Origin of the sequence: Lentzea sp. NBRC 102530, from assembly GCF_030269365.1 — a bacterium.
Taxonomy (GTDB): Bacteria; Actinomycetota; Actinomycetes; order Mycobacteriales; family Pseudonocardiaceae; genus Lentzea.
Genome location: NZ_BSTF01000011.1, coordinates 274,582 through 298,837, shown reverse-complemented (window position 1 = coordinate 298,837; position 24,256 = coordinate 274,582). Strand labels below are relative to the sequence as shown.

Below are 24,256 nucleotides of genomic sequence, written 5' to 3'. Positions count from 1 at the left end.
TAGGCTTCGTCAGTGCGAATGGAGCTGAGACATCTGCACGTGGTGCTGGCCGTGGCGCGGGCGGGGAGCATCAGCAGGGCCGCCTCCCAGCTGAAGATCGCGCAGGCCGGGCTGACCGCGCAGGTGCGCAGGATCGAGGCGGGTCTCGGAGGGCCGTTGTTCCTGCGCCGCACCGACGGCGTCGAGCTGACCGAACTGGGCCGCCACGTCGTGCTGCGGGCCCAGGACCTGGTCGAACGGTTCGACGACTTGCTCGTCACCTCGCACAAGCTCGCCCGTCGCGGCGACGCGGGCCTCCGCCTCGGCGGCGTGGTCGGGTCGCCGACGGCGTTGCTGGTCGGGGTCGTCCGCGAGATGTTGCCGGGCTTGCCGCAGACCACGCACATCGAACGCGCCGGTGACACCGTGCTGGAACTGGTGCGCACGGGTGAGCTGGACCTGGCGCTGGTGGTGGAGTTCCCGCGTTCTCCGTTGCGCTACCCCGAGGCCGTCGGCCTGCGCGGGGTCGTCACGGAACGCATGCTCATCGGCGTGCCGGTGGGGCATCGGCTGTCCGGGCGCAGCGAGGTGCTGCTGTCCGAACTCGCCGGCGAGGAGTGGGTCGTGCCGGACGAGCACCACGGCGGACGGCTCAACCTCGACCTGGCCTGCGAGGCCGTCGGGTTCACGCCCCGGTGCGCGCACTTCGGCGTCGATCCGGGGGTGGCGGCCGATCTGGTGCGCTCGACCGGTGCGGTGGCGGGGTTCTTCCCCGGTCACGACGTGCCGGGCGTGCTGCTCAAGCCGATCATCGGCAACCCGTTGCACCGGCGGATCACGTTGGTGTGGAACGACGACGCCGCCGAGCACGTGGACGACGTGCACGCCGGGCTGCTCCGCGCATACCACGAGAGGACGCCGCACTCGGGCCGGTTGCTGGCCTCGTGACGCGGTGTGGGGACCCGGTGCGGGCGTCCCGGCGAGTCAGGACCGGTTCGGCCTCGGCGCGTCCGGCCCCAGCACGTCCACGGCCGCGAGCCACGCCGCCCCGGCCGCCCCTTCCGTCGCCATGATCACCTGAGCGCTGCACCGGGCCAGCAGCTCCTCCTTCAGCCGCGTGCCGACCGGCGTCTTGATCAGGCTTCCCACCAGCACGATCGGTGAGGTGTCGGACGGCTCGCGGACGGCGGTGGCCGTGTCGGCGAGCAACCGGGCCGCGTGCGCCACGATCGAAAGAGCCTCGGGATCGCCGTGGTGGTAGGCCGAACTGACCAGCGGCGCGAACTTCGCCAGCGCGATCGGCGGCCGGTCGTTGACGGCGTTGATGAGCCGGCCGCGGTTCTTGACGCCCGCCGCCGTCAGCACGGCGGTGGCGAGGCCTTCCAGCGGGGCGCCCAGGTCGAGGAGCTTCAGGGTGGCCCGGACGGCCTCGCGGCCCAGCCAGAACGCCGACCCGTCGTCGCCGATCAGCCAGCCGTAGCCGCCGGACTGGGCGACCATCCGGTGCCCGGCGATGCGGCCCGCGATGGATCCCGTGCCCGCCACCAGGGCCGTGCCGTCCGGGGACGACGTGCCGGTGGCAAAGGCCGCCTCGATGTCGGTGATCACCCGCATCGGGCAGTGCAGGCCCGCGTGCGTCCAGGCCTCCTGGAACAGGTCGAAGATCGCCGGGTCCGCGAGTTTCGACGCGCCCGCCATGCCGAGCACGCCGGAGCGGACCTTGCGGGAGTCGAGACCGTCCAACGCCTCCGTCAGCGCCTCACCGATGTGCGCGGCGGCGACCGACGGCGGGTGCGAGTTGGGGTTGGCGCCCCCGGCCAGGCCCTGGCCCAGCCGGGCGCCGTCCAGGTCGAGCACCAGTGCCCTGGTTGACGTGCCGCCCGCGTCGAGTCCCACGACCAGATCCATGAAAGCCGAGTATGCCGAGAGACTCGGGCGGGAGGCACGCCCAACCGGGTGTCACCGCACGAACGCGCGGTTACCGCTCGCGTTGTGGTGGAACAGCACCAACGATCCAGAGGGAACCCGATCACCCGGACGGACCACTGTGGACAGTTCCGGGACGATCAAGCTGTAGTCGAACGTCGCCTGCGGGGCCACGTCGACCAGGTCGTCGGTGTCGGCCGGAGCGGTGTACCGGCTCTGCACGCCGACGGTGTAGGTGACCGGCCCGGACGGCAGCGAAGCACGCGAAACGGGCAACACGACCACGTCGCTGTCGAACAGGTTCGTGTCGGTCGCACCGTCGAACCCGTTGAGCGGCTGCTCGTCGACGACGTCCTCGGTACCGGCCACGACCGTGCGGGCGAACCAGACGTCGGCCGTCACGTCGCCGTCGGGGTTGCTCTGCTTCTCGGCGGTGGTCACGAAGTCCTTGCCGCCCACCGAGAACCTCACCTCCGGCTTGGTGATGCTGCCGATGTTCGCCCAGGTGTCCCAGGTCGCGACGCCGAACGCCAGCAGGTCCTCGGTCGCCGTGGCGCCGACGTACCGCAGGTCGCCGCCGCGAGCCGTGCGGTTGACGGCGCAGTCGTTCTGCACGCCCTCACCGCAGGCCGGCAGCCGGTCCGAGCGCGCGCCGAGGTTCAGCACGGTCATCCGCGACTGGTAACCGGGCTGGTCGAGGCCGCGCCCGGCGACCCGGCCACCGGCCAGCGTCAGGCGGGACACCGGCTTCGGCGCCGCGTACACCGGGACGCGCAGCGAGCGATCACCCGTGAACACCACCAGGCCGGACGCCTCGGCGAGGAACTGACGGCCCTCGTCCAGCGACACCGTCGGGTCGGCCGCCTTGCGCAACGCGGCGGGGTCGGTGATCCGCACCTGCACGGGCACCGACGCCGACGCACCCGGCCGCAGCGTCACCTGCGGCACCACGACCCGGAACGACACCCCGGGCACGGTGGTGATCGGTTCGTAGCGGGTGTTCAGCGACACGGTCTGCGTGCCCTTGTTGACCAGCCTCAACGTCCGGCTGAGCGACACCGGTCCGGCTGCCTCGACCGTGCCGAACGACGCGTCACCGAGCACCAGGACGTCGGACTTCAACGCCGCGAGCCCGTCCACCCGGCCCGCACCGACGCGCATCGGCGCTTCACGCACGCCCGAGGAGTCCTTGATGATCCCGGAGGCCGTGTTCATCAACGCGGCCTTGACCTCCGCGACCGTCCACTCCGGATGGACCTGGCGCAGGAGTGCGGCGATGCCCGCCACGTGCGGTGACGCCATCGAGGTGCCACCCATCGACACGCCGTCCGAGGCGGTGCCGGACGCGGCGGAGAAGATCGTGTCACCCGGTGCGGCCACCGCGATCGACGAGCGCGACCGCGAGGACGACGGGGTGATGGTGTCCTGGATCGACGGCGTGATCGACGGCACGGCGACCTTCAACGACGAGGTCAGGCGCACCGTGAGCGTTCCGGCCGTCAACGAGGGCCGCAGTGCGGCGGAGGCCTCAGCGGTCAGCTGGAACGCCGGGATGTGGGCGTTCCCGGCGATCCCGGCCGCGAACACCGGCAGGGTCGTCGGCAGCAGGACACCCGCCGCTCCGGCCTTCCAGGCGTTGTCGGTGCGGGCACCCGAACCGCACGCGCGGGTCGCGTCGCTGTCGTCCCACTCCAGCCAGACGACCTTCCCGGCCAGCGGCTCGGAGATCGGCTGACAACCGTCCACGTTGGACGACAGTCGAACGACCGGTTTCGAGAGGTCGAACGACTCCTTGTAGTTCTGGCTGTACTGGCCCGCGTACCGCTTCCCGGCCACCTCCAGCCCGTCCAGCATCGAGAACGAGTCGCGCGTGTTCGCCACGGAGATCGCTTCGGCGGAGTTGCCCGGCGAACCCGAGACGTCGTAGAAGTCGCCACCGTTGCCGGCCGCCGCGACCACGACGACACCGTTCTCGACGAGCTTGCGCACGAACAACGCGTCGGGGTCGTCCGGAGCGCCGAAGTCGCTGCCCAGCGACAGGTTCACCACGTCGAGCTTGTCGGAGAAGTCGCCGTCGCCGTTGGGGTCGAGCGCCCAGTCCAGTGCCTGCGCGGTCAGGTTCGTGCCGCCCTCGCAGCCGAACACCTTCAACGCGTACAACGACGCCTTGGGGGCCGTACCAGGGCCGATCTTCAACGCATCGAGATCGACCGAGGCGTACGAACCCCGGTAGGTCGTGCCGTCGGCGTTCACCCCGAACCCGGCCGCGGTGCCGGCGACGTGCGTGCCGTGGCCCTCGCAGTCGAGCGGGTCGGCGTCCGGCTCCGGGATCGACCCCGGCTTGGCCGTGTAGGCGTCACCGGCGAAGTCGTAGCCGCCGACGACCTTGGCGGTCGGGAACGTGCCGCCGCCGAAGTCCGCGTGCCGGTAGTCGATGCCGGTGTCGATCACCCCGATCCGCACGCCGTCCCCGAACCTGCCGAGCGACTTCCAGACGTCGGACGTCCGGGTGAGCCGAACGGCGTGCGCGTTCGAGACCTGCTTGGGGACCATCCGGTGCACCGCGCGGACCTCGGGCATGCGCGACAGCGAGGACAACCGCGACCTGTCGGCCGAGAGCACCACGCCGGGCACGGCGTTGGTCGTTCGGGCCACTTCCCGGCCACCGGATCGGGACACGATCCGGGACACGTGCTCCGAGGTTCTGTCCCGTGCTGAACGGGCCTGAGAAACCGTGCCGGCGTCGACCGCTGCGGCCGAGGTCAGCTCCACGAAAACGGTTACAGGCTCGACCGGTGCGGCCGGTGCCAGCAGTGCGCCCACCAGGAGCGATGCGGCGGCCAGATTCATGATCAACTCCTCTTATTCATCGGACGACTTCATGCCGAGCCCTAGACGAGGGCGCCCTCGCAGGGCTATACATCCGATGTATTTCGTAGGTGTGAGCAGAGGAGGAACGGCCGTGCACTTCTTGCGCCTGGGGCCGGTCGGCGACGAGCGTCCCGCAGTCAGGGCCGACGACGGGATCACGTACGACCTCCTGCCGATCACCCCGGACATCGACGGGGCGTTCCTCGCGAACGACGGCGTCAACCGCGTGCGTGCCGCACTCGAAGCGAACGAGCTGGAGGTGCTCGACCACGAGGACCTGCGGGTCGGGCCGCCGCTCGCGCATCCGGGCAAGGTCATCTGCATCGGCCTCAACTACCGCGACCACGCGGAGGAGACCGGCGCGGACATCCCGGGTGAGCCGGTGGTGTTCCTCAAGACGCCCGACACGATCGTCGGCCCGTACGACCAGGTGCTCGTGCCCCGCCGGTCCGTGAAGACCGACTGGGAGGTCGAGCTCGGCGTCGTCATCGGGAGCACGGCTCGTTACCTGGAGTCCGAGGAGGAGGCTCTGGCGTGCGTCGGCGCGTACGTGCTCTCGCACGACGTCTCCGAGCGCGAGTTCCAGATCGAGCGCGGCGGAACGTGGGACAAGGGCAAGAACTGCGAGACGTTCAACCCGCTCGGCCCCTTCCTCGTGCCCGCCGACGAGATCGCCGACCCGCAGAGCCTGGAAATGCGCCTCTGGGTGAACGGCGAGATCAAGCAGAACTCCTCCACCAAGAACATGATCTTCTCGGTCGCGGAGGTCGTTCGCTACCTCAGCCAGTTCCTTGTCCTTCGTCCGGGTGACGTCATCAACACCGGTACACCCGCTGGTGTCGCGCTCGGCCAGCCGGAGCCGAAGCCGTACCTGCGCGCAGGGGACGTCGTCGAGCTGGAGATCGAAGGCCTCGGCAAGCAACGCCAGACCCTCGGGCAGGCCTGACGATGCCGAAGATCACCGCACTGGACGTCCTCGACATCCGGTTCCCGACGTCGCGCGAGCTGGACGGCTCCGACGCGATGAACCCCGATCCCGACTACAGCGCCGCCTACGTGGTGCTGCGGACGGACGAAGGGCCGGAGGGCCACGGGCTCGCGTTCACCATCGGCCGCGGCAACGACGTGCAGGCCGCCGCGATCAAGGCGCTGGCGCCGCACGTCGTCGGCAAGGACGTGCCGGGGAACGCGAAAGCGCTGGCGGAGCTGTACTTCGAGCTCATCGGCGACTCGCAGATCCGCTGGCTCGGGCCCGAGAAGGGCGTCGCGCACATGGCGATCGGCGCCGTCGTGAACGCCGCGTGGGACCTCGCCGCCCGCCGCGCCGGACTGCCGGTCTGGAAGTTCCTCGCGCAGATGACGCCCGAGGAGATCGTCAGCCTGGTCGACTTCCGGTACCTGAGCGACGCGCTGACGCCCGACGAGGCGTTGCGGATCCTGCGCGAGGCCGAGCAGGGCAAGGCCGAGCGCATGGACACCGTCGCCCGCGACGGGTACCCGGCGTACACGACGTCACCGGGCTGGCTCGGCTACTCCGACGAGAAGCTCGCCAGGCTGGCGCGGGAAGCCCTCGCCGACGGCTTCGACATGATCAAGCTCAAGGTCGGCGGCAGCCTCGACGACGACGTCCGCCGGATGAAGCTCGCCCGCGAGGTCGTCGGCGACGAGGTGCGCGTGGCGGTGGACGCGAACCAGCGCTGGGACGTCGACACCGCCGTGCGGTGGATGAGGGAACTCGCGCCGTACGACCCGTACTGGATCGAGGAGCCCACCTCGCCGGACGACGTGCTGGCGCACCGCGCGATCGCCGACGCGCTGGCCCCGATCCGGGTCGCCACCGGCGAGCACGTGCAGAATCGGGTGATCTTCAAGCAGCTGCTGCAGGCGGGGGCGATCGACTTCCTGCAGCTCGACGCGTGCCGGGTCGCGGGCGTCAACGAGAACGTCGCGATCCTGTTGCTGGCCAAGAAGTTCGACATCCCGGTGTGCCCGCACGCCGGCGGTGTGGGCCTGTGCGAACTGGTCCGGCACCTGTCGTTCTTCGACTACGTGGCCGTGTCCGGCGAGGTCGGCGAGCGCGTGATCGAGTGGGTAGACCACCTGCACGAGCACTTCCTCGACCCGGCCGTCGTCGAGAACGGCCGCTACCTCGCGCCCACGCAGCCGGGCTTCTCCGCCCAGCTCAAGGACGAGACGCTGGCCGACTACGTCTACCCAGACGGTCCTGTGTGGACTGAGCTGGAGGGTGCGGAATGACCGACTTCGAAGGTCTCGTCGCCGTCGTCACGGGCGGGGCGTCCGGCATCGGTCTCGCCACCGCCGAGCTGCTGGCGTCCCGTGGAGCCACGGCCGTCGCGCTGGACCTGAACCCGGACGTCGAGGACCCGCTGGTCGGCATCCGCGCGGACGTCTCGGACGACGAGAGCGTCCGGGCCGCCGTCGACGAGGTCGTCCAACGCTTCGGACGGCTCGACGTCGTGGTCAACAACGCCGGCATCGGCGCGCAGGGCGACGTGACGGCCAACGACGACGCCCAGTGGTCGAAGGTGCTGGACGTCAACGTCCTCGGCATGGTCCGGGTCTCCCGCGCCGCTCTGCCGCACCTGCGGAAGTCGCCGGCCGCGGCGATCGTCAACACCTGCTCCATCGCTGCCTGGGCCGGGCTGCCGCAGCGAGCGCTCTACTCGGCCAGCAAGGGCGCGGTGTACTCGCTGACGCTCGCGATGGCCGCCGACCACGTGCGCGAAGGCATTCGCGTCAATGCGGTCGCCCCCGGCACGGCGGACACCCCGTGGGTGGGCCGTCTCCTCGACTCGGCGCCCGATCCCGCTGCCGAGCGGGCCGCGTTGGAGGCACGCCAGCCGCACGGCCGGCTCGTCTCCGCCGAGGAGGTCGCGGGAGCCATCGCCTACCTGGCGAGCCCGCTTTCGGGTTCCACCGCCGGCACGATCCTCGCCGTCGACGGTGGCATGCACGGCTTGCGCTTGCGTCCCCAGCAGTCATGAAAGGCAACACAACGATGAAGCGTCGCAACCTCACCGCCGCGGTGTGCCTCGCGCTCGCCGGTGCACTGACACTGTCCGCCTGTGGCGGCGGTGGAGCCGCCGGCACCGGAGCCGGTGGTGTCGGCCCGATCGGTGCCGACCACCCCCGTGCCGACACCGACTTCTGGAACTCGTACATCAAGTACTTCCCGGAGAAGGCCAAGGACCTCGGGGTCAACCTGCTGAACCCGACCAACTCGCAGAACAAGGTCGAGAACCTGGTCGCCAACGCCCAGTCGCTGCAGTCGCAGGGCGCCAAGGCGATCATCATGGCGCCGCAGGACACGGGTGCCATCGCGTCCACTTTGGACCGCCTGGAGAAGGCGAACATCCCGGTCGTCACCGTCGACACCCGTCCGGACAAGGGCAAGACCTACATGGTCGTGCGCGCGGACAACAAGGCGTACGGCGAGAAGGCCTGCAAGTTCCTCGGCGACAAGCTGGGCGGCAAGGGCAAGGTCGTCGAGTTCCAGGGCGCACTGGCGTCGGTCAACGGCCGCGACCGCTCGGAGGCGTTCGCCGCCTGCATGAAGCAGAACTACCCCGGCATCACGGTGTTCGAGGAGCCGACCGACTGGGAGGGCCCGAAGGCGTCCGCGGCCCTGCAGACCCGGCTGAACCAGCACCCGGACATCAACGGCATCTACATGCAGGCCGGTGGCGCGTTCCTCACGCCGACGCTGCAGGTGCTGCGGCAGCGCAACCTCATCGTGCCGCCGACCGACCCGAAGCACATCTTCATCGTGTCCAACGACGGCATCCCGCAGGAGCTGGAGGCCATCCGCAAGGGTGAGATCGACGCGACCGTCTCGCAGCCGGCCGACCTCTACGCGCAGTGGGCGCTCTTCTACGCGAAGGCCGCGGTCGAGGGCAAGACGTTCCAGCCCGGCAAGACCGACCACGACTCCACGATCGTCGACACCGGCGGCGGCCGGCTGGAGGACCAGCTCCCGGCTCCGCTGATCACCAAGGAGAACGTCGACGACAAGGCGTTCTGGGGTAATCAGATCTGATGAGCGAATTCGCGGCTGTCGCGCGCGGCGTGACGAAACGTTTCGGGCGCACGCTCGCGTTGGACGACGTGGGCATCGAGATTCGCGCCGGTGAGTCGCACGCGCTCGTCGGTCGCAACGGCGCGGGCAAGTCGACGCTGGTGTCCGTGCTGACCGGCATGCAGGTGCCGGACGCGGGCGAGGTCAGCTTCTTCGGCGAACCCGCGCCGCCCGTCGCGGACAGCGCGGCGTGGCGCCGGCACGTGGCGTGCGTCTACCAGAAGTCGACGGTCGTGCCCGACCTGTCCGTCGCCGAGAACCTGTTCATCAACCGGCAGGACCTCGGCGGCGGGCTGATCAGGTGGAAGAAGCTGCGTGCCGAGGCCTCGGCGTTGCTGGAGACCTACGACGTCGCGGTGAACCCGGACGCGCTGGTGTCGACGTTGACGGTCGAGCAACGGCAGTTGGTCGAGATCGCGCGGGCGTTGTCGATCGGGTCGCGGTTCGTGATCCTCGACGAACCGACCGCACAGCTCGACGGACCGGCGATCGAGCGGCTGTTCGACCGGATGAGGTCGTTGCAGGACAAGGGGGTGACGTTCCTCTTCATCTCCCACCACCTGCAGGAGGTCTACGAGGTCTGCCAGACGGTGACGGTCTACCGCGACGCGCGGCACATCGTCACCGCGCCGGTGGCCGAGATGTCGAAGCCCGACCTGATCGAGGCGATGACCGGCGAGGCCGGCGGGCTGAACGTGCCGTCCGGCGACGACCGGCCCTCGTCCGACGAGACGGTGCTGGCGGTGTCGTCGTTGAGCGGCGACCACTTCTCGGACATCACCCTGTTGGCCACCCGCGGTGAGGTCATCGGGCTCGCCGGCAGTGCGTCGTCCGGCAAGCACGAGTTCGCCGAGACCATCTACGGACTGCGCAAGCCTTCGGCCGGTGCTGTTTCGGTGGACGGTTCGCCGGTGCGCGGCGGTGACGTCCCGGCGGCTCTGCAGGCTGGAATCGGCTGCGTGCCACGGGATCGGCACCACCAGGGGCTGGTGCTGGACCTGTCGATCGCGGAGAACGCGACGATGAGCACGGCCGGGGCCTTCGTGTGGCCGTCGGCGCAGCGTTCGGCCGGCAGCAACGCGATCGACTCGTACGACGTGAAGGCCGCCGGGCCGGACCAGCCCGTCTCGGACCTGTCCGGTGGCAACCAGCAGAAGGTCGTGATGGCGCGGGCGCTGGCGGGCGACCCGTCGGTGCTGGTGCTGATCAACCCGACCGCGGGTGTCGACGTGAAGTCGAAGGAGTCGCTGCTCGGGGTCGTCGACGCCCAGGCGCGGCGGGGCAAGGCGGCGATCGTCGTCTCGGACGAGCTCGACGACCTGCGGGTCTGCGACCGCGTGCTGGTGCTGTTCCACGGCCGGGTCGTGCGGGAGTTCGGCCGCGGCTGGCGTGACCAGGAACTGATCTCTGCGATCGAAGGACTGAGCTCGGAATGACCAAGGCCATGACACCGCAGGTCGCGGCGCCCGCGCCCGCGGAGAAGCAGAAGTTCCGGCTGGCGCGCTACCAGGACCTCGCGCTGGTCCCGGTGATCATCCTCCTGCTGGTCATCGGTGCCGTGCTGTCGCCGATCTTCCTGACCGCCAACAACCTGATCGCCGTGCTGACCCAGCAGAGCGAGCTGTCGTTGCTGGTGCTCGGGCAGGCGATGATCCTGATCGTCGGCAAGATGGACCTGTCGCTCGAATCGACCGTCGGTCTCGCGCCCGCGCTCGCCGTCGCGTTGATCATCCCGTCGTCGGCGGGTGGGCTGGACGTCGGTCTCGCGGCCTGGCTCGCGTTGCCGTTGTGCATCCTGATCGGCGTCGCGATCGGTGGCCTGAACGGGTTCCTGATCCTGAAGGTCGGGCTGTCCGGGTTCATGGTGACCCTGGGCATGCTGACGATGCTGCGCGGGTTGCAGCTCGCGATCACCGAGGGCAAGTCGCTGATCGACGTGCCGGAGTCGTTCCTGTACCTGGGTTCCACGACGTGGCTCGGGCTGCCGGCGGCGGTGTGGATCTGCGTCGTCTGCTACGCCGTGGGCATCTTCGTCCTGAAGTACCTGCGGGCCGGGCGGTCGTTGTACGCGATCGGCGGCAACTCGGAGGCGGCCCGTGCGGCCGGCATCCGGGTCGACCGGGTGGTGTGGACCGTGCTGATCATCGGCTCGGTGCTGGCGGTGATCGCGGGCATCCTGATGACCGGGCGCCTCGGATCCGTCGCCGCGACCCAGGGCGAGGGCATGATCTTCCAGGTCTTCGCGGCCGCGGTGATCGGCGGCATCTCGTTGCAGGGCGGCAAGGGCACGCTGTTTGGTGCGCTGTCCGGTGTGCTGATGCTGGGACTCGTGGAGCAGATCCTGCGGTTGCAGGGCGTGTCCGGCTTCTACATCAAGGCGTCGTACGGCGCGGTGATCATCCTCGCGTTGATCGTGACGCGGTTCGCCACCGGGCAGAAGCAGGAGTAGTTCGTTGGAGACCGTTGCGTTGCACACCCGGCTCCGTGCCGGCGCCGAGGCCGAGTACGACCGGGTCCACGCCACGATTCCGCCGGAGCTGGACGGGGCGTTGCGCGAGGCCGGGGTGCACTCGTGGCGCATCTGGCGGTCGGGGCGCGAGTTGTTCCACCTGGTCGAGGTGGACGACTACCGGGCGATGCGGGCGTTCCTGGCCTCGCACCCCGCCAACGTTCCGTGGCAGGCTCGGATGGCGTTGTTGCTGGAGGTCGAGGACGACTACTCCGGTGCTGAACCCGATGTGCGACTCGTGTGGGAGCTGCCGTGAAGGTTGCTGTTTCTCGTCTGGGCTTCGGTGCCGCGCCGATCGGCAACCTGTACCGGGAGACCTCCGACGCCGATGCCTCCGGTGCGGTGGAGGCGGCCTGGGACGCCGGGGTCCGGTACTTCGACACCGCGCCGCACTACGGGCTCGGGCTGTCGGAACGCCGCCTCGGGGCCGTGCTGGCGGGCAAGCCGCGCGAGGAGTTCGTGATCTCGACGAAGATCGGGCGGGTGCTGGAGCCGTCCGACGGGGTCGGGATGGACGACCAGGGCTTCGCGGTGCCGCGGACGTTCCGGCGCGTCCGCGACTACTCGGCGGACGGTGTCCGCCGGTCCCTCGAGTCCTCTTTGGAGCGTCTCGGCACCGATCACGTGGAGATCGTCTACATCCACGACCCGGACGACCACTGGGACGAGGCCTTCGGCGAGGCCTATCCGGCGCTGGAGTCGTTGCGGTCGCAGGGGGTCGTGGGCGCGATCGGCGTCGGGATGAACCAGTGGGAGATGCCGGAGCGGTTCGTCCGCGAGACCGACATCGACGTGGTGATGCTCGCCGGGCGGTACACGTTGCTGGAACAGCCTGCCCTGCCTTCGTTCCTGCCCGCCTGCGTCGAGCGCGGTGTTTCGGTGGTGGCGTGCGGGGTGTTCAACTCCGGGCTGCTGTCGAAGCCCGTCGTGGCGGCCGATTCGAAGTACGACTACGAGGACGCGCCTCCCGCGCTGGTCGCGCGGGCTCGGGCCGTCGCCGAGGTGTGCTCGCGGCACGGCGTGACGTTGCCCGAGGTGGCGATCCAGTTCGCTCTCGGCCACCCCGCCGTGGAGTCGGTGGTGATCGGGGCTCGCAACGCTCAGCAGATGACGTCCAACGCCGCTTACTTCTCGTCGTCGATCCCTGCCGGTGTGTGGGACGAGCTGAAGTCGCTGGGGCTGCTGGGTGCGGAGGTGCCGACGCCGTGATCGTCGACGCTCACCACCACCTGTGGGACCTGTCGGTGCGGGACCAGGACTGGATCACCGATCCGCCGATGGGGGTGATCCGGCGGTCGTTCCTGGAGTCCGACTTCGTGGCCGCCGCGCCCGAGGTTTCCGCTTCCGTGCTGGTGCAGACGGTGTGCGTGCCGGAGGAGACGCCGGAGTTCCTCGCGGTGGCGGCCTCTTCGGACGTGGTGTCCGCGGTGGTGGGGTGGGTCGACCTGACGTCGGCCGGCGTGGCGGATTCGCTGGCCTCGCTGGTGGAGTCGCCGGACGGCTCCTGGCTGCGCGGGATCCGGCACCAGGTGCAGGGCGAGGCCGACCCGGAGTGGTTGTGCCGCAAGGACGTCCGGCACGGGCTGGCGGCTGTCGGCTCTGCCGGGCTGGTCTACGAGCTGTTGACGTTGCCGGTGCAGCTGCCTGCGGCGGTGCGGACCGCGGCGGCGTTGCCGCAGGTCGAGTTCGTGGTGGACCACTGCTCGAAGCCCGCTGTCGGTGCGGATCCGGGGGAGTGGGCCTCGTCGATCCGGGCGCTGGCGGCGCACGAGAACGTGACGTGCAAGCTGTCCGGGCTGGTCACCGAGGCCGACTGGGAGTCCTGGGACGTCGCTGCTTTGCGGCCGTACTTCGAGGTCGTGCTGGACGCGTTCGGGCCTGAGCGGTTGATGTTCGGCTCGGACTGGCCGGTCGTGCTGCTGGCCGCCTCCTACGAGGAATGGCTTGGCGCGGCTCAGGAACTGGTCTCGCAGCTGTCGGCCGGCGAGCAGGACGCGATCTTCGCGGGTACTGCTCGCCGGGTCTACGGGATTTAGAACAGCGCCTTCAGCTCGTTGATGAGCTGCGGCGTCGCCCCGGCCAGCGGTTCGCGGACCGGACCCGAGGGCAGTCCGAGGATGGTGAGAGCGGCCTTGACGGCGACGGCACCCGGTTCGCGGGTCATGATCGCGGTGATGACCGGCAGCAACGCCTGGTGGCGGCGCAGGGCTTCCTTGTTGTCGCCCTCGTCGTAGGCGTCGAGCATCGCCTTGATCTCGTTGCCGACGACGTGGCCGACGGTGCTGACCGTGCCGACGCCACCGATCGAGTACAGCGGCAGGATCAGCTCGTCGTTGCCGGAGTAGTAGTCGAGGCCGGTCTCGGCGATGACCCGTGCCGTCGCGAGCAGGTCGACCTTGCAGTCCTTCACGCCGATGATCCGCGGGTGCTCCGAGAGCCTGAGCAGCGTCTCGGTGTCGATCGCGGTACCGGTGCGGCCGGGGATGTCGTAGAGCAGCGCGGGCAGGCCGGACGCGTCGGCGACGGCGCGGAAGTGGTTCTCGACGCCTTCCTGCGTGGGCTTGCTGTAGTACGGCGTGACGACAAGCAGGCCGTCGGCGCCGTTCTGCTCCGCCTGGTGCGCGAGTTCGACGGTGTGCCGTGTGGAGTTGGTGCCGACGCCCGCGAGGATCTGCGTGCGGTCGCCGACGGCCTCCTTGACGGCCCTGATGACCTGCGCCTTCTCGGCGTCGGTGGTCGTGGGCGCCTCGCCGGTCGTGCCGTTGACGACCAGCCCGTCCGCGCCGCCCTTGTCGACGAGGTGCGCCGCCAGCTCCTGCGCACCCTTGAGGTCCAGGTCACCGTCGGGGGTGAACGGGGTGACCATCGCTACCAGCACTCGTCCGAACATGACTCCAGCGTGGCTCTAGTTTTCGCGAAGTTCCAGTTAGAAGTTCTGCTCGGAACGTTAAGCTGAGCTTTGTGTTGGATGTGCGGCGTCTCCGGTTGCTCCACGCCCTGTCGGTGCACGGCACGGTCACGGCCGCTGCCGAGGCGCTCCACGTCACCTCTCCGGCCGTGTCCCAGCAGCTGGCTGCCCTGGAACGCGAGGCCGGCGTCGCCCTGGTCGAACGTGATGGCCGCCGGCTGGCGCTGACCCGTGCCGGGCACGTGCTGGCCGCCCACACGCAGCTGGTGCTGGACCAGCTGGCCGCGGCCGAGGCCGATCTGGCGTCGCTGCGGACTTCGGTGTCCGGGGTGGTGCGCGTGGGTGCTTTCGTTTCGGTGGCCGCGTTGTTGCCGCGGGTGATCCAGGTGCTGCGGTCCCAGCACGGGTCCGATGTGGACCTGTTCGTGCACGAGATGGAACCCGAGGCGTCCCTACCCGCGTTGCGGCGCGGCGACATCGACATCGCGGTGATCCACTCCTACAACATCATGCCGCGCTCGCTGCCCACGTCCTGCGAGTCGTTCGAGCTGTTCGTGGAACCCGTGAACGTGGCGCTGCCGTTGTCAGATCCGTTGGTGCAGCAGGATTCCGTGGACCTCGCGGTGCTGGCCGACCGGCCGTGGATCATGCCTCGGACGGACGCGTCGTGCCACGAGCTGACCCAGCGGGCGTGCGGCGCCGCCGGGTTCGTGCCCCGGGCGCAGGCCTACTGCGACGACTTCGGGGTGATGTGCGGGCTGGTCGAGGCCGGGCTCGGGGTGGCCTTGGTGCCGTCGGTGGCGCGACGGCCAGGGGTGGCGTTGCGGCCGTTGAAGCAGCAGGTGTTCCGGACGGTGTCGGCGGTGGTGCGCAACCGTGCCGACGGCCAGCCCGCGGTGCGGGCGGTGCTGGAGCAGCTACGCCAGGTCTGAGAGCCACTGCTCGACGCCGGCCACGTGCACCGTCGACCAGCTGCGGGCGAGTTCCGGCTGGTGGGCGGCCAGTGCGTCGACGATGGCGCGGTGCTCGGCGACCGTGCGGTCGACGGCGTTGGACTGGGTGATGCCGCGCCAGATGCGCACGCGGACCGTCGGGCCGGCCAGCGTGTCGAGGAGCTGCGCCAGGTAGGCGTTGCCGGAGCACTGGGCGATGGCGCGGTGGAAGTCGAGGTCGTGCTCCACCAGTTCCTCGACGGATTTGGCGTGCTCGGCCGCGTCGCACAGCGCCCGCAGTTTCACGATCTCGTCCGGGTCGACCCTTTGGGCAGCCATCGCGGCGGCTGCGGGCTCCAGGATCCGGCGAACTTGGAGGACCTCCAAGACCGAGTCTTCGCCGCGGTGCAGGTCGAGCACGAACGAGAGCGCGCCCAGCAGGTCGTCAGCCCTCAGTGACGACACGTACGTGCCGTCGCCCTGGCGGACGTCCAGCACCCGGACGAGCGACAGAGCCTTGACGGCCTCGCGCAGCGAGTTGCGCGACAGCCCGAGGCGTTCTGCCAGGTCAGCCTCTCGCGGGAGACGGTCGCCGGGCTTCAGCTCGCCCGAAACGATCATCTCCTTGACGCGCAGGATCGCATCGTCGGTGACTGCCACGGCACCCTCAACTCGTCGTAGACCTCGGATGTCTGGGGACCAGTATGCGCCACAGATGGTCATCTTCGGCGCATCCCGGCATTTCCGGCGCTGATTAACCAGGTTTTATGTGAGATGGTTATCTACTAACGACACGTGACGTGGACCTCTGTTGTGGCCATAATGGTCTGGACCATTCAAGGAGGGATCTTGGACGCCGTTGTCGCAGCACCGCGCGCATTGCTCGGTCGCACGATCGTCGGTCCTGCCTCGGTGCGGATCAGGGACGGCCGCATCGTCGAGGTGACCACCGGTGAAGCACCACCCGGCGCGGAGGTCCTGTCCGACGGCCTGCTGACGCCGGGCCTGGTCGACGTGCAGGTGAACGGCGCCGTCGGCGTCGACTTCGCCGAGGTGGACGCCGACGGGATGCGTTCCGTGGCCGAAGCACTGCCGTCCACCGGTGTGACCCGGTTCCTGCCCACGTTGATCACCGCACCGGTCGACGTGGTGTTGAGGCAGGCCCGTGCCGTTCTGGCGGCTTCCGCTGCCCTGCCTTACGGCGTGGGAGCGCGGCCGTTGGGCGTACATCTCGAAGGCCCCTTCCTGTCGCCGAAACGGGCAGGGGTGCACGACCCGTCGTTCATGGTCGAGCCTGGTCCTGACCAGATCTCGGCCCTGCTGGACGACGAGCTGATCCGCCGCGCGTTGCGGATGGTGACCATGGCTCCCGAGCAGCCCGGTGGTCTGGAGGCGGTCCGCCGTCTCGTCGAGGCCGGTGTGCTCGTCGCGGTGGGCCATTCCGACGCCACGGGCGAGCAGACCCGCGCCGCCGCCGATGCGGGTGCCCGCATGGTGACGCACCTGTTCAACGCCCAGCGGCCGCTCGGCCACCGCGAACCCGGTGTGCCCGGGGTCGCCCTGGTCGACGAGCGGTTCACCCTCGGCCTCATCGCCGACCTGGCCCACGTGGGCCCGGACGTGTGCCGCCTCGTGTTCAACGCCGCCGGATCACGAGTCGCACTGGTCACGGACGCCGTCGCCGCCGCGGGGATGCCGCCCGGCCGCTACCACCTCGGTGGGGCGGACGTGCTGCTCACCGAGGACGGCGTGCCGCGCTCGCCGGAGGGCACGATCGCCGGCTCCGCGCTCACGCTGGACCGCGCCGTGCGCAACATCGTGTCCGTGGGCGTGCCGGTGGCCGACGCGCTCGCATCGGCCACGATCGTGCCCGCCGAGGTCATCGGCGAGTCCGGTCTCGGTCGCCTCGCGCCCGGTGCCGTGGCCGACCTGGTGTGGTGGGACGACGAGTTGCGGCCCAGGAAGGTCTGGGTCGACGGCCAGGTCGTGTTCGACGCGGACTCCCCGGTGGTGGCCGCGCCGGTCGCGGCCGGGTACGCGACCGCGGGCCAGTAGCACCAACGCTCAGAGGGCGCTTCCGTCCCCCGTCGCACGGGGAGGGAGCGCCCTCTGTCGTGCGCGGGGTTCAGAATCCATCCATTGCAACGATATCGTTGCGTTGAGTGCACACCCGATGCAACGATCTTGAGGCTTTCAGCTGCTGATAATCGGCTTGAGGCCTGCAAGGATGTTGTTGCAATAAGGAAACGCGCCGTAGCGTTTCGCTCATGGGAAACGAACTTGCTCAGGTCATGGTCGACGCCGGTCTCCTCGGTGTGACGATCCGCGTGCGTGACGAACACGGCGACCAGATCGCGTGTGCCGGGTCGAGCGAACTGGACGGAAGCGCGCAGCCACCGCCGAACGGGTACGTCCGGATCGGCAGCAACACCAAGACGTTCGTCGCGGCGGCGGTCCTGCGGCTCGTGGCGGACGGCCGGGTCGGGCTGGACGACGCGGTGGACGCGCACCTGCCCGAGTTCGGCGTCGACCCCCGGATCACGGTCCGGATGCTGCTCCAGCACACCAGCGGGATCTTCAACCACACCGGCGAGTACTACGAGGACGGCACGGTCGCGCCGGGGATCCCCTGGCAGGGAAGGGAGTGGCTGGACAACCGCTTCCAGTCGCACCGCCCGGAGGACCTCGTGCGGTTCGCGCTGGCCAAGCCCGCGCGGTTCGAGCCGGGTGCGGATTGGAGCTACTCCAACACCAACTACGTGATCGCCAGGCTCCTCGTGCAGAGGATCGCCGGCGTCCCGTTCGCCGAGGCGATGCGCGAACTGGTGCTCGACCCGCTCGGCCTGGACGACACCTCGGTGCCGACCGGACCGGAGATCGCCGAACCGCACGCCCACGCCTACCACCGGCACGAGGACGAGACGATCGACCTCACCCGCCTCGACCCGTCGTGGATCTCGAGCGGCGGTGACATGATCTCGACGACCGCGGACCTCGCCACGTTCGTCGGCGCGCTGGTGCGGGGTGAACTCCTGCCGGCCCCGCTGCTCGCCGAGATGCTCGACCCGCACCCGAAGGTGGGCTACGGCCTGGGCGTGTTCGTCCAGGAGACGGGCGGCGGCAAGGTGATCTCGCACAACGGCGGCGCGATGGGCCACGCCGCGCTGATGTACGCGACGGCCGACGGCGGCAAGGTCCTGACCGCCGCGCTGAACTACGTCGACGACGCCGGCCTGTCGCTCGCACCGGCGTTCCAGGAGATGACGAAGAGGCTCGTCGACGAGACGTTCCACTGACGGAAAAGAGCCCCGCCCGGGGGGACCGGGCGGGGCTCCTCGGTGGTGCGGATCAGAGGGTCCTGGTGACCTTGTTCAGGCCGCGCGGGCTGTCCGGGTCGCCGCCGCGGGCCAGGGCCAGGCCGTAGGCCAGGCGCTGCACCGGGAGGATCTCCAGGACGGGCGCCACCTCCTCGGCGGTCTCGGGGATCGGGATCGACAGCGTCGCGCCCACCTTCTCCGAGGCCGAGCCGACGGCCACGACGTCCGCCCCGCGCTGGTGCACCACGTCCAGGGCGTCGCGCAACGAGTCGCCGCCCTTGCCCAGGGACGTGACGGCCAGGACCGCGGTCTCGCCGTCCACCGCGGCCACCGGGCCGTGCAGCAGGTCCGCGCCGCTGTACGCGCGGGCCGCCAGGTAGGAGGTCTCGGCCAGCTTCAGCGAAGCTTCCAGGGCGGTGGCGTAGGAGTAGCCGCGGCCCGTGGTGAGGACGCGGTCCACGAACCGGTAGCGGCGCACCGCCTCGTCGACGGTCGGGGCCGACGCGTCCAGGGTGACCTGGGCCAGGTCGCCCAGCGACGCGGCCGCCTCGCCGTTGCCGCCGCGGATGGCGTCGACCAGGAGGTACAGGGCCAGCAGCGTGGCCGAGTAGGTCTTGGTGGCGGCCACGGCGTGTTCGACGCCCGCGGAGACGTCCACCGAGAGCTCCGCCGCCGCGTTCAACGGCGAGGAGGCCGTGTTGGTGACCGCGACGGTGAGGGCGCCCCGGCGGCGGTAGGAGGCGGTGACCTCCAGCAGGTCGGGGGAGCCGCCGGACTGGGAGACCGTGACCAGCAGGACGTCGCGCAGGTCCGGCTCGGCGCCGTACAGCGTGGTCGTCGAGGCGGAGACCAGACCGGCCGGGAGCTGCAGCAGGATCTCGGTGAGGTACTTGGCGTAGATGGCGGCGTGGTCGCTGGAGCCGCGGGCCGCGAACAGGACGAAGCGCGGGGCCCGTTCGCGGATCACGGCCGCCACCTCGGCGATCGCGGCGCGCGAGGCGTAGAGCGACGAGAAGATCTCCGGCTGGGCCGCGATCTCCGCTGCCATGTGCCGGCCTGGCTGGGGCGTGGTCATGTGGTGCCTTTCAGGATCAGCTCGGCCGCGGCTCGGAGGCTCACCCGAGAACCGCCGTGGGTGTCGATGCGGGCGACGCTGCCCAGGTCCGGACCCGGCACGCCGGTTTCCACGTGCACCACGTCCAGGCCCAGATTAGTTAAGTTTGTTACCAGTTGTCGAGCGCTCGTGTGGCGGTGAGCGTCTCTGGTCACGACCACGATTGTCCGGGTACCCGCCGAGGCGGCCACTTCGTCGGCCGAGACGTCGCGGGCCGCGATCACCTCGGTGCCCGGCAGGACCTCGCGCAGGTACGGGCCGAGACCCCACGGGACGTCGCCCACGGCGATCGACGGGTCGACCACGAGGTCCACGACGACCGGAGCGGAACCGACGTCGACCCTGCCCCGGACCTCCACGGCCCGGCGGGCGGCGGTCATGCCGATCTCCGCGTCGTGGGCGTCCACGGTGGACGGCGGCAGGCCGAGGGCGAGCGAGCGGGCGGCTGCCTGGGTCAGGCGTTCCTCGGAGAGTTCACCGGACTTCACGGCCGCGACGATCGAGTCGATCAACCACTGGATGTCGTTGTCGTCCAACGACATGCCGCCGAGGCACATCGCGTCGACGCCTGCTGCCAACGCGCGCACGGCGCCCTGGGCCAGGTCGCCACCGACCGCCTTCATGTCCAGGCCGTCGGTGATCACCGCGCCGGTGAAGCCCAGCTCGGTGCGGAGCAGGTCGATCGCGTGCTTGTTCAGCGTCACCGGCGCCGGGCCCCACTCGGGGACGACCAGGTGGCCGGTCATGATCGAGCGGACGCCCGCGTTCACCGCCGCCTGGAACGGCACGAGCTCCACGGCGCGCAGCTGTTCCTCGGTGCGGGGGAGCACCGGCAGCTGCTCGTGGGAGTCCTCAGTGGACGCTCCGTGGCCGGGGAAGTGCTTGGCGCAGGCGGCGACGCCCACGGCCTGCAGTCCCTCGACCCACGCCGCGACGTGACGAGCCGCCAGCACCGGGTCCGACCCGAACGCGCGGACGCCGATGATCGGGTCGTCGAGCGTCAGCACGAGGTCGGCGGACGGCGCGAGGTTCAGCGAAATGCCGCACTTCGCCAGGCGGGCGCCGATCGAGGCGGCCACCGAGCGGGTGAGGTCGAGGTCGTCCGCCGCGCCCAGCGCGTGGTTGCCCGGCACCTCGGAACCGCGACCCGCGTCGAGACGCGTGACGTCGCCGCCCTCCTCGTCGATGCCGATCACCACGTCCGGGCGCACCGCGCGGAGTTCGGTGCACAGCGCGGTCACCTGGGCGTCGTCGACGACGTTGCGCCCGAAGAGCACAACGCCGCCCAGCCCGTCAGCGACGCGCCGCAACAACCAGTCGGGGGCGGTCGTTCCGGTGAAGCCGGGAAGCAGAACGGCTGCGGCCAACTGATCCACGCGTCATCCCTTCACAGCACCAGCGGTGACGCCGGCGACCATCTTGCGTTGCACGATGAGGAAGAACACCAGCGCGGGCACGGTGAACAGGACGGACGCGGCCATCGCGCCACCCCAGTCCGTGCCGAACGCGGTCTGGAACCCCGACAGCCACACGGGCAGCGTCTCGCTGTCCTGGCTGCGGATCAGCACCTTGGCGAAGAGGAACTCGTTCCACGCCGTGATGAACGCGAACACCGAGGTGGCCACGAGACCGGGACCGAGCAGCGGCAGCGTCACCTTCTGGAACGCCTTCCACCGCCCGCAGCCGTCGACCATCGCGGCCTCTTCGAGTTCGGCCGGGATGCCGTTGACGAACCCGCGCAACGTCCACGCGCAGAACGGCAGCGTCACCGCGAAGTACACGAGGATCAGCGACGACAGGTGTTCGTAGAGCTGGAGGTCCCGCATCATCAGGAACATCGGGATCAGCAACGCCTCGAACGGCGCCATCTGCGCGATCAGCATCAGCAGCACGAAGCTCTTGCGGCCGCGGAACGCGAAGCGCGACATGGCGACCGCCGCCGTGATGCCGATGACCACCGCGGCGAGCACGGCGGTGAGCGTCACGAGGAGGCTGTTGCCGAGCGACGACAGGAAGCCCGGCTTGGTCCACGCCGTGACGAAGTTCGAGAACGTCACCGAGAACGGGATCAGGTCGTAGTCCGACGTGATCGTCGTGCCCTTGGGCTTCAACGCCGACGTGATCATCCAGTACGTCGGGAAGATGAAGAACAACGCGAGCAGGAGGCCCGTGATGTTCGCGGCAGACTTCTTGAGCATCAGAGCTTGCCCTCCTCGGTCTGCAGCAGCTTGCGCAGGTACTGGAACGTGATCAGGCCGAGGATCAGCATCATCAGCACGGAGATCGCGGCCGCGACGCCGAAGTGGCTCTTCGCGATGCCCTCCAGGTACTGCAGCACCGGCAGCGTCGTCGACTCACCGCTGGGACCGCCCTCGCGGAACACCCAGATCTGGGCGAAGACCTTGAAGTCCCACAGGGTCGACAGGAACGTCACCATCATCAGCAGCGACCGGATCTCCGGCCACGTGACCGCGCGGAACGTCTGCCACGGCGAGGCGCCGTCGATGCCCGCCGCCTCGTAGAGGTCGCGCGGAATGCCGACGAGCCCGGCGTAGAGCGAGAAGGCGAGGAAGGGGATCGCCTGCCAGATGATCAGCAGACCGACGACGGACAGCGTCGACGTGCCCGAGGAGAACCACGAGTAGCCGGCGTAGGAGTCGAAACCCAGCTGCACCAGCGTCTTGTTCAAGATGCCGTAGTTCTGGTCGAACATCCACTGGTAGACCGTGGTGGACGCCAGGATCGGCATGGCCCACGCGCAGAGCATCGCGATCTGCAACGCGATCCGCACCCACGGCGTGAGCACGCGCATCAGCAACGCGATGCCGAGACCCGTGCCCACCGAGGCGCCGACGACGGCGACGGTGAACACGACGGTCCGCAGCGAGGCGATCCAGAACCGCTCGTCCTGCAGGACGGCGGCGTAGTTGTCGAGGCCCGTCCACACGACCTCGCCGCGCACCAGCTCGCCGAGGTTCAGCTGGCGGAAGCTCGTCACGAAGACGGAGACGACCGGCCAGCCGATCAGCCAGAGGATCGCGATCAGGGCGGGTGCGAGCAGCAGGTAGGGCAGTGCCCGGTCGAAGGCACTGCCCCGGCGGCGCCGCTTGGGCGCCCCCCGGGTCGTGGCAGGCGGCAGCGCCGGGGGGATGGTCCCCGCCGGCGCTGCCGCTTCGGTCGTGTTGACGGCCGTCATCTCAGCTTGGCTAGGCCATCGCCTTGGTGATGGCGTCGCTCGCGTCCTTCGTCGCCTGGTCCAGCGTCTTCGCGCCGGTCAGGTACGCGGTGAGCGCGTCCTTCAGCGGGTTCTGGCCCGCCTCGACGGCCGCCCACTTCGGCGTCACCGGGGTGACCTTGCCGTTGGGGGAGGAGTCCGCCATGGCCTTGCCGATCGCGTTGCTGGCGAGCTTCGAGGTGTCCTTGGAGGTACCGGGGACGGCACCACCCGCGGCGAGCTGGTCCTGGTAGTTCTTGGAGGACAGCAGCGCCAGGTACTTCTTGGCCGCGTCGGCGTTCTTGCTGGACGCCGGGATGGCGAGGTTCGAGCCGCCGAGGAACACCGGCGCGGCCGAACCGGCCTTCTTGGACGGGATCGGGAACGCCGAGGTCTTGTCGGCCAGGTCCGGCTTCGCCTTCACGGCGCCGCCGAGCTCCCACGGGAGGCCGACCATCATGCCGACGTTGCCCGTGCCGAAGACCTCCATCTGCTGGGGCTTCGCCTCGTCGATGTCCGCCGGGACCTTCTTGGTGGCCGACGCGTCGTAGAGCTCCTTGTACGCCTGGAAACCGGCCTTCGCCTGCGGCGTGTCGAGGGTGCCCGTCCACTTGCCGCCGTCCTGCTTGGCGATGTCGCCGCCCTCGTCCCAGATCAGGGACAGCAGGAAGTACCAGGACTGACCGGGCAGGTACAGGGCCTGGAAGTCCGGGTTGGACGCGTTCGCGGCCTTGAGCTTGTTGATCGCGTCGAGCCACTCGGCACGCGACGTCGGCGCCTTCTCCACGCCCGCGGCCTTGAGCAGGTCGGTGCGGTAGATGACGGTGCGGTTCGCGGCGTAGAACGGCACGCCGTACTGCTTGCCGTTCAGCGTCAGCGAGTCCTTGAGGCCGCCGAGCCACTCGCCGCCGTTGAACTGGCCCGCGTCCGCGGTCAGGTCGGCGAGGGTGCCCTGGTCGGCGAAGCTCGCGGTCTGGGTGTTGCCGAGCTCGATGACGTCCGGCGGCGTGCTGCTCGCCAGCGCGGTGGTCAGCTTCTCCTGGATGCCGGTCCACTTCTGGACCTCGTACTTGACCTTGATCCCGTTCGCCGACTCGAACTCCTTGTTCAAGGCGTCGGTCAGGGTCGTCGGCGCGGAGCCGTCCATGAGCCACACGGTGATCTCTTTGGTCTCCGTGGCTCCACCGCTGCTCGTGCTCGTGCCACAACCTGACACGGCCACTGCCAGCGCGGCGGCACCGACAGCGAGTCCTCTCCAGCCCTTCACAGTTCGCGCCCTTTCACCAAGCCCGGCTCTCGGCCGGAACGTCCAAGTGGTGTAGACCAATGCGGAACAGCGTGTGCTGCGTCACCGCGTCTGTCAAGCGCGTGACCAAGACGTTGCGAAGTC

At 69.7% G+C, this 24,256-nt stretch carries 22 protein-coding genes; 13 read left to right on the top strand and 9 right to left on the bottom strand.

The annotated features are described in order from the left end of the window. The first annotated feature begins 18 nt into the window (after positions 1-18). On the top strand, positions 19-927 hold the full coding sequence (locus QSK25_RS28880) for a LysR family transcriptional regulator (protein ID WP_285642959.1): 909 nt from the start codon (positions 19-21) through the stop codon (positions 925-927). A 36-nt stretch (positions 928-963) separates the two neighbouring features. On the opposite strand, the gene QSK25_RS28875 is transcribed toward QSK25_RS28880, so the two are convergent. Beyond that, entirely contained in the window at positions 964-1,887 is a 924-nt protein-coding gene (locus QSK25_RS28875; RefSeq protein ID WP_285642877.1) for an N-acetylglucosamine kinase, read from the bottom strand. Positions 1,888-1,938: 51 nt separating this feature from the next. Continuing rightward, entirely contained in the window at positions 1,939-4,755 is a 2,817-nt protein-coding gene (locus tag QSK25_RS28870) for a S8 family peptidase (RefSeq protein ID WP_285642876.1), read from the bottom strand. 112 nt (positions 4,756-4,867) lie between these two features. On the opposite strand from QSK25_RS28870, the gene QSK25_RS28865 reads away from it, so the two are divergent. From QSK25_RS28865 to QSK25_RS28825, 9 genes are read left to right on the top strand one after another with little or no spacing between them, the layout of a single operon-like run. Further along, the gene (locus QSK25_RS28865) at positions 4,868-5,722 is read left to right on the top strand and encodes a fumarylacetoacetate hydrolase family protein (RefSeq protein WP_285642875.1); all 855 of its coding nucleotides are present in this window, start codon (positions 4,868-4,870) and stop codon (positions 5,720-5,722) included. Positions 5,723-5,724: 2 nt separating this feature from the next. After that, entirely contained in the window at positions 5,725-7,032 is a 1,308-nt protein-coding gene (locus QSK25_RS28860) for an enolase C-terminal domain-like protein (protein WP_285642874.1), read from the top strand. Further along, positions 7,029-7,781, top strand: coding sequence for an SDR family NAD(P)-dependent oxidoreductase (locus tag QSK25_RS28855; protein WP_285642873.1), 753 nt, complete (start codon positions 7,029-7,031; stop codon positions 7,779-7,781). The genes QSK25_RS28860 and QSK25_RS28855 overlap by 4 nt, the downstream gene beginning before the upstream one ends. A 14-nt stretch (positions 7,782-7,795) precedes the next feature. Then, positions 7,796-8,833 (top strand): sugar ABC transporter substrate-binding protein, encoded by a 1,038-nt coding sequence (locus QSK25_RS28850; protein WP_285642872.1) that lies wholly within the window; start codon positions 7,796-7,798, stop codon positions 8,831-8,833. Then, entirely contained in the window at positions 8,833-10,308 is a 1,476-nt protein-coding gene (locus QSK25_RS28845) for a sugar ABC transporter ATP-binding protein (protein ID WP_285642871.1), read from the top strand. The genes QSK25_RS28850 and QSK25_RS28845 overlap by 1 nt, the downstream gene beginning before the upstream one ends. Continuing rightward, entirely contained in the window at positions 10,305-11,321 is a 1,017-nt protein-coding gene (locus tag QSK25_RS28840) for an ABC transporter permease (protein WP_285642868.1), read from the top strand. Before QSK25_RS28845 ends, QSK25_RS28840 begins: the two co-directional genes overlap by 4 nt. Positions 11,322-11,325: 4 nt before the next feature. Continuing rightward, entirely contained in the window at positions 11,326-11,637 is a 312-nt protein-coding gene (locus tag QSK25_RS28835; protein ID WP_285642867.1) for an L-rhamnose mutarotase, read from the top strand. Then, positions 11,634-12,590 (top strand): aldo/keto reductase, encoded by a 957-nt coding sequence (locus tag QSK25_RS28830; RefSeq protein WP_285642866.1) that lies wholly within the window; start codon positions 11,634-11,636, stop codon positions 12,588-12,590. The genes QSK25_RS28835 and QSK25_RS28830 overlap by 4 nt, the downstream gene beginning before the upstream one ends. Next, positions 12,590-13,417 (top strand): amidohydrolase family protein, encoded by an 828-nt coding sequence (locus QSK25_RS28825; RefSeq protein ID WP_502881904.1) that lies wholly within the window; start codon positions 12,590-12,592, stop codon positions 13,415-13,417. Before QSK25_RS28830 ends, QSK25_RS28825 begins: the two co-directional genes overlap by 1 nt. On the opposite strand, the gene dapA is transcribed toward QSK25_RS28825, so the two are convergent. After that, complete coding sequence (dapA, locus tag QSK25_RS28820; RefSeq protein ID WP_285642864.1) at positions 13,414-14,271, bottom strand: 4-hydroxy-tetrahydrodipicolinate synthase; 858 nt, start codon at positions 14,269-14,271, stop codon at positions 13,414-13,416. The two genes, QSK25_RS28825 and dapA, sit on opposite strands and share 4 nt — an antisense overlap. A 71-nt stretch (positions 14,272-14,342) precedes the next feature. On the opposite strand from dapA, the gene QSK25_RS28815 reads away from it, so the two are divergent. Beyond that, complete coding sequence (locus QSK25_RS28815; protein WP_285642863.1) at positions 14,343-15,221, top strand: LysR family transcriptional regulator; 879 nt, start codon at positions 14,343-14,345, stop codon at positions 15,219-15,221. Here QSK25_RS28815 and QSK25_RS28810 read toward each other — a convergent pair. After that, entirely contained in the window at positions 15,207-15,881 is a 675-nt protein-coding gene (locus tag QSK25_RS28810; protein ID WP_285642861.1) for a FadR/GntR family transcriptional regulator, read from the bottom strand. The two genes, QSK25_RS28815 and QSK25_RS28810, sit on opposite strands and share 15 nt — an antisense overlap. 189 nt (positions 15,882-16,070) lie before the next feature. On the opposite strand from QSK25_RS28810, the gene nagA reads away from it, so the two are divergent. Together nagA and QSK25_RS28800 are read left to right on the top strand one after the other, a co-directional pair. Then, complete coding sequence (gene nagA, locus QSK25_RS28805) at positions 16,071-17,276, top strand: N-acetylglucosamine-6-phosphate deacetylase (RefSeq protein WP_285642860.1); 1,206 nt, start codon at positions 16,071-16,073, stop codon at positions 17,274-17,276. A 212-nt stretch (positions 17,277-17,488) separates the two neighbouring features. Next, positions 17,489-18,517 carry a serine hydrolase domain-containing protein gene (locus QSK25_RS28800; RefSeq protein WP_285642859.1) on the top strand — a complete coding sequence of 343 codons (1,029 nt, stop codon included), beginning with the start codon at positions 17,489-17,491 and terminating at the stop codon, positions 18,515-18,517. Positions 18,518-18,569: 52 nt separating this feature from the next. Here the strand turns inward: QSK25_RS28800 and QSK25_RS28795 are convergent, their stop codons facing one another. From QSK25_RS28795 to QSK25_RS28775, 5 genes are read right to left on the bottom strand one after another with little or no spacing between them, the layout of a single operon-like run. Then, the gene (locus QSK25_RS28795; protein ID WP_285642858.1) at positions 18,570-19,613 is read right to left on the bottom strand and encodes an SIS domain-containing protein; all 1,044 of its coding nucleotides are present in this window, start codon (positions 19,611-19,613) and stop codon (positions 18,570-18,572) included. After that, the gene (locus QSK25_RS28790; protein ID WP_285642857.1) at positions 19,610-21,028 is read right to left on the bottom strand and encodes a glycoside hydrolase family 3 protein; all 1,419 of its coding nucleotides are present in this window, start codon (positions 21,026-21,028) and stop codon (positions 19,610-19,612) included. The genes QSK25_RS28795 and QSK25_RS28790 overlap by 4 nt, the downstream gene beginning before the upstream one ends. Positions 21,029-21,031: 3 nt before the next feature. Further along, positions 21,032-21,850: a carbohydrate ABC transporter permease gene (locus QSK25_RS28785; protein WP_285642856.1), complete on the bottom strand. Its 819-nt coding sequence runs from the start codon at positions 21,848-21,850 to the stop codon at positions 21,032-21,034. Further along, complete coding sequence (locus QSK25_RS28780; RefSeq protein ID WP_285642855.1) at positions 21,850-22,848, bottom strand: carbohydrate ABC transporter permease; 999 nt, start codon at positions 22,846-22,848, stop codon at positions 21,850-21,852. Before QSK25_RS28780 ends, QSK25_RS28785 begins: the two co-directional genes overlap by 1 nt. A 10-nt stretch (positions 22,849-22,858) precedes the next feature. Next, on the bottom strand, positions 22,859-24,133 hold the full coding sequence (locus tag QSK25_RS28775) for a sugar ABC transporter substrate-binding protein (protein WP_285642854.1): 1,275 nt from the start codon (positions 24,131-24,133) through the stop codon (positions 22,859-22,861). Positions 24,134-24,256 lie beyond the last annotated feature (123 nt).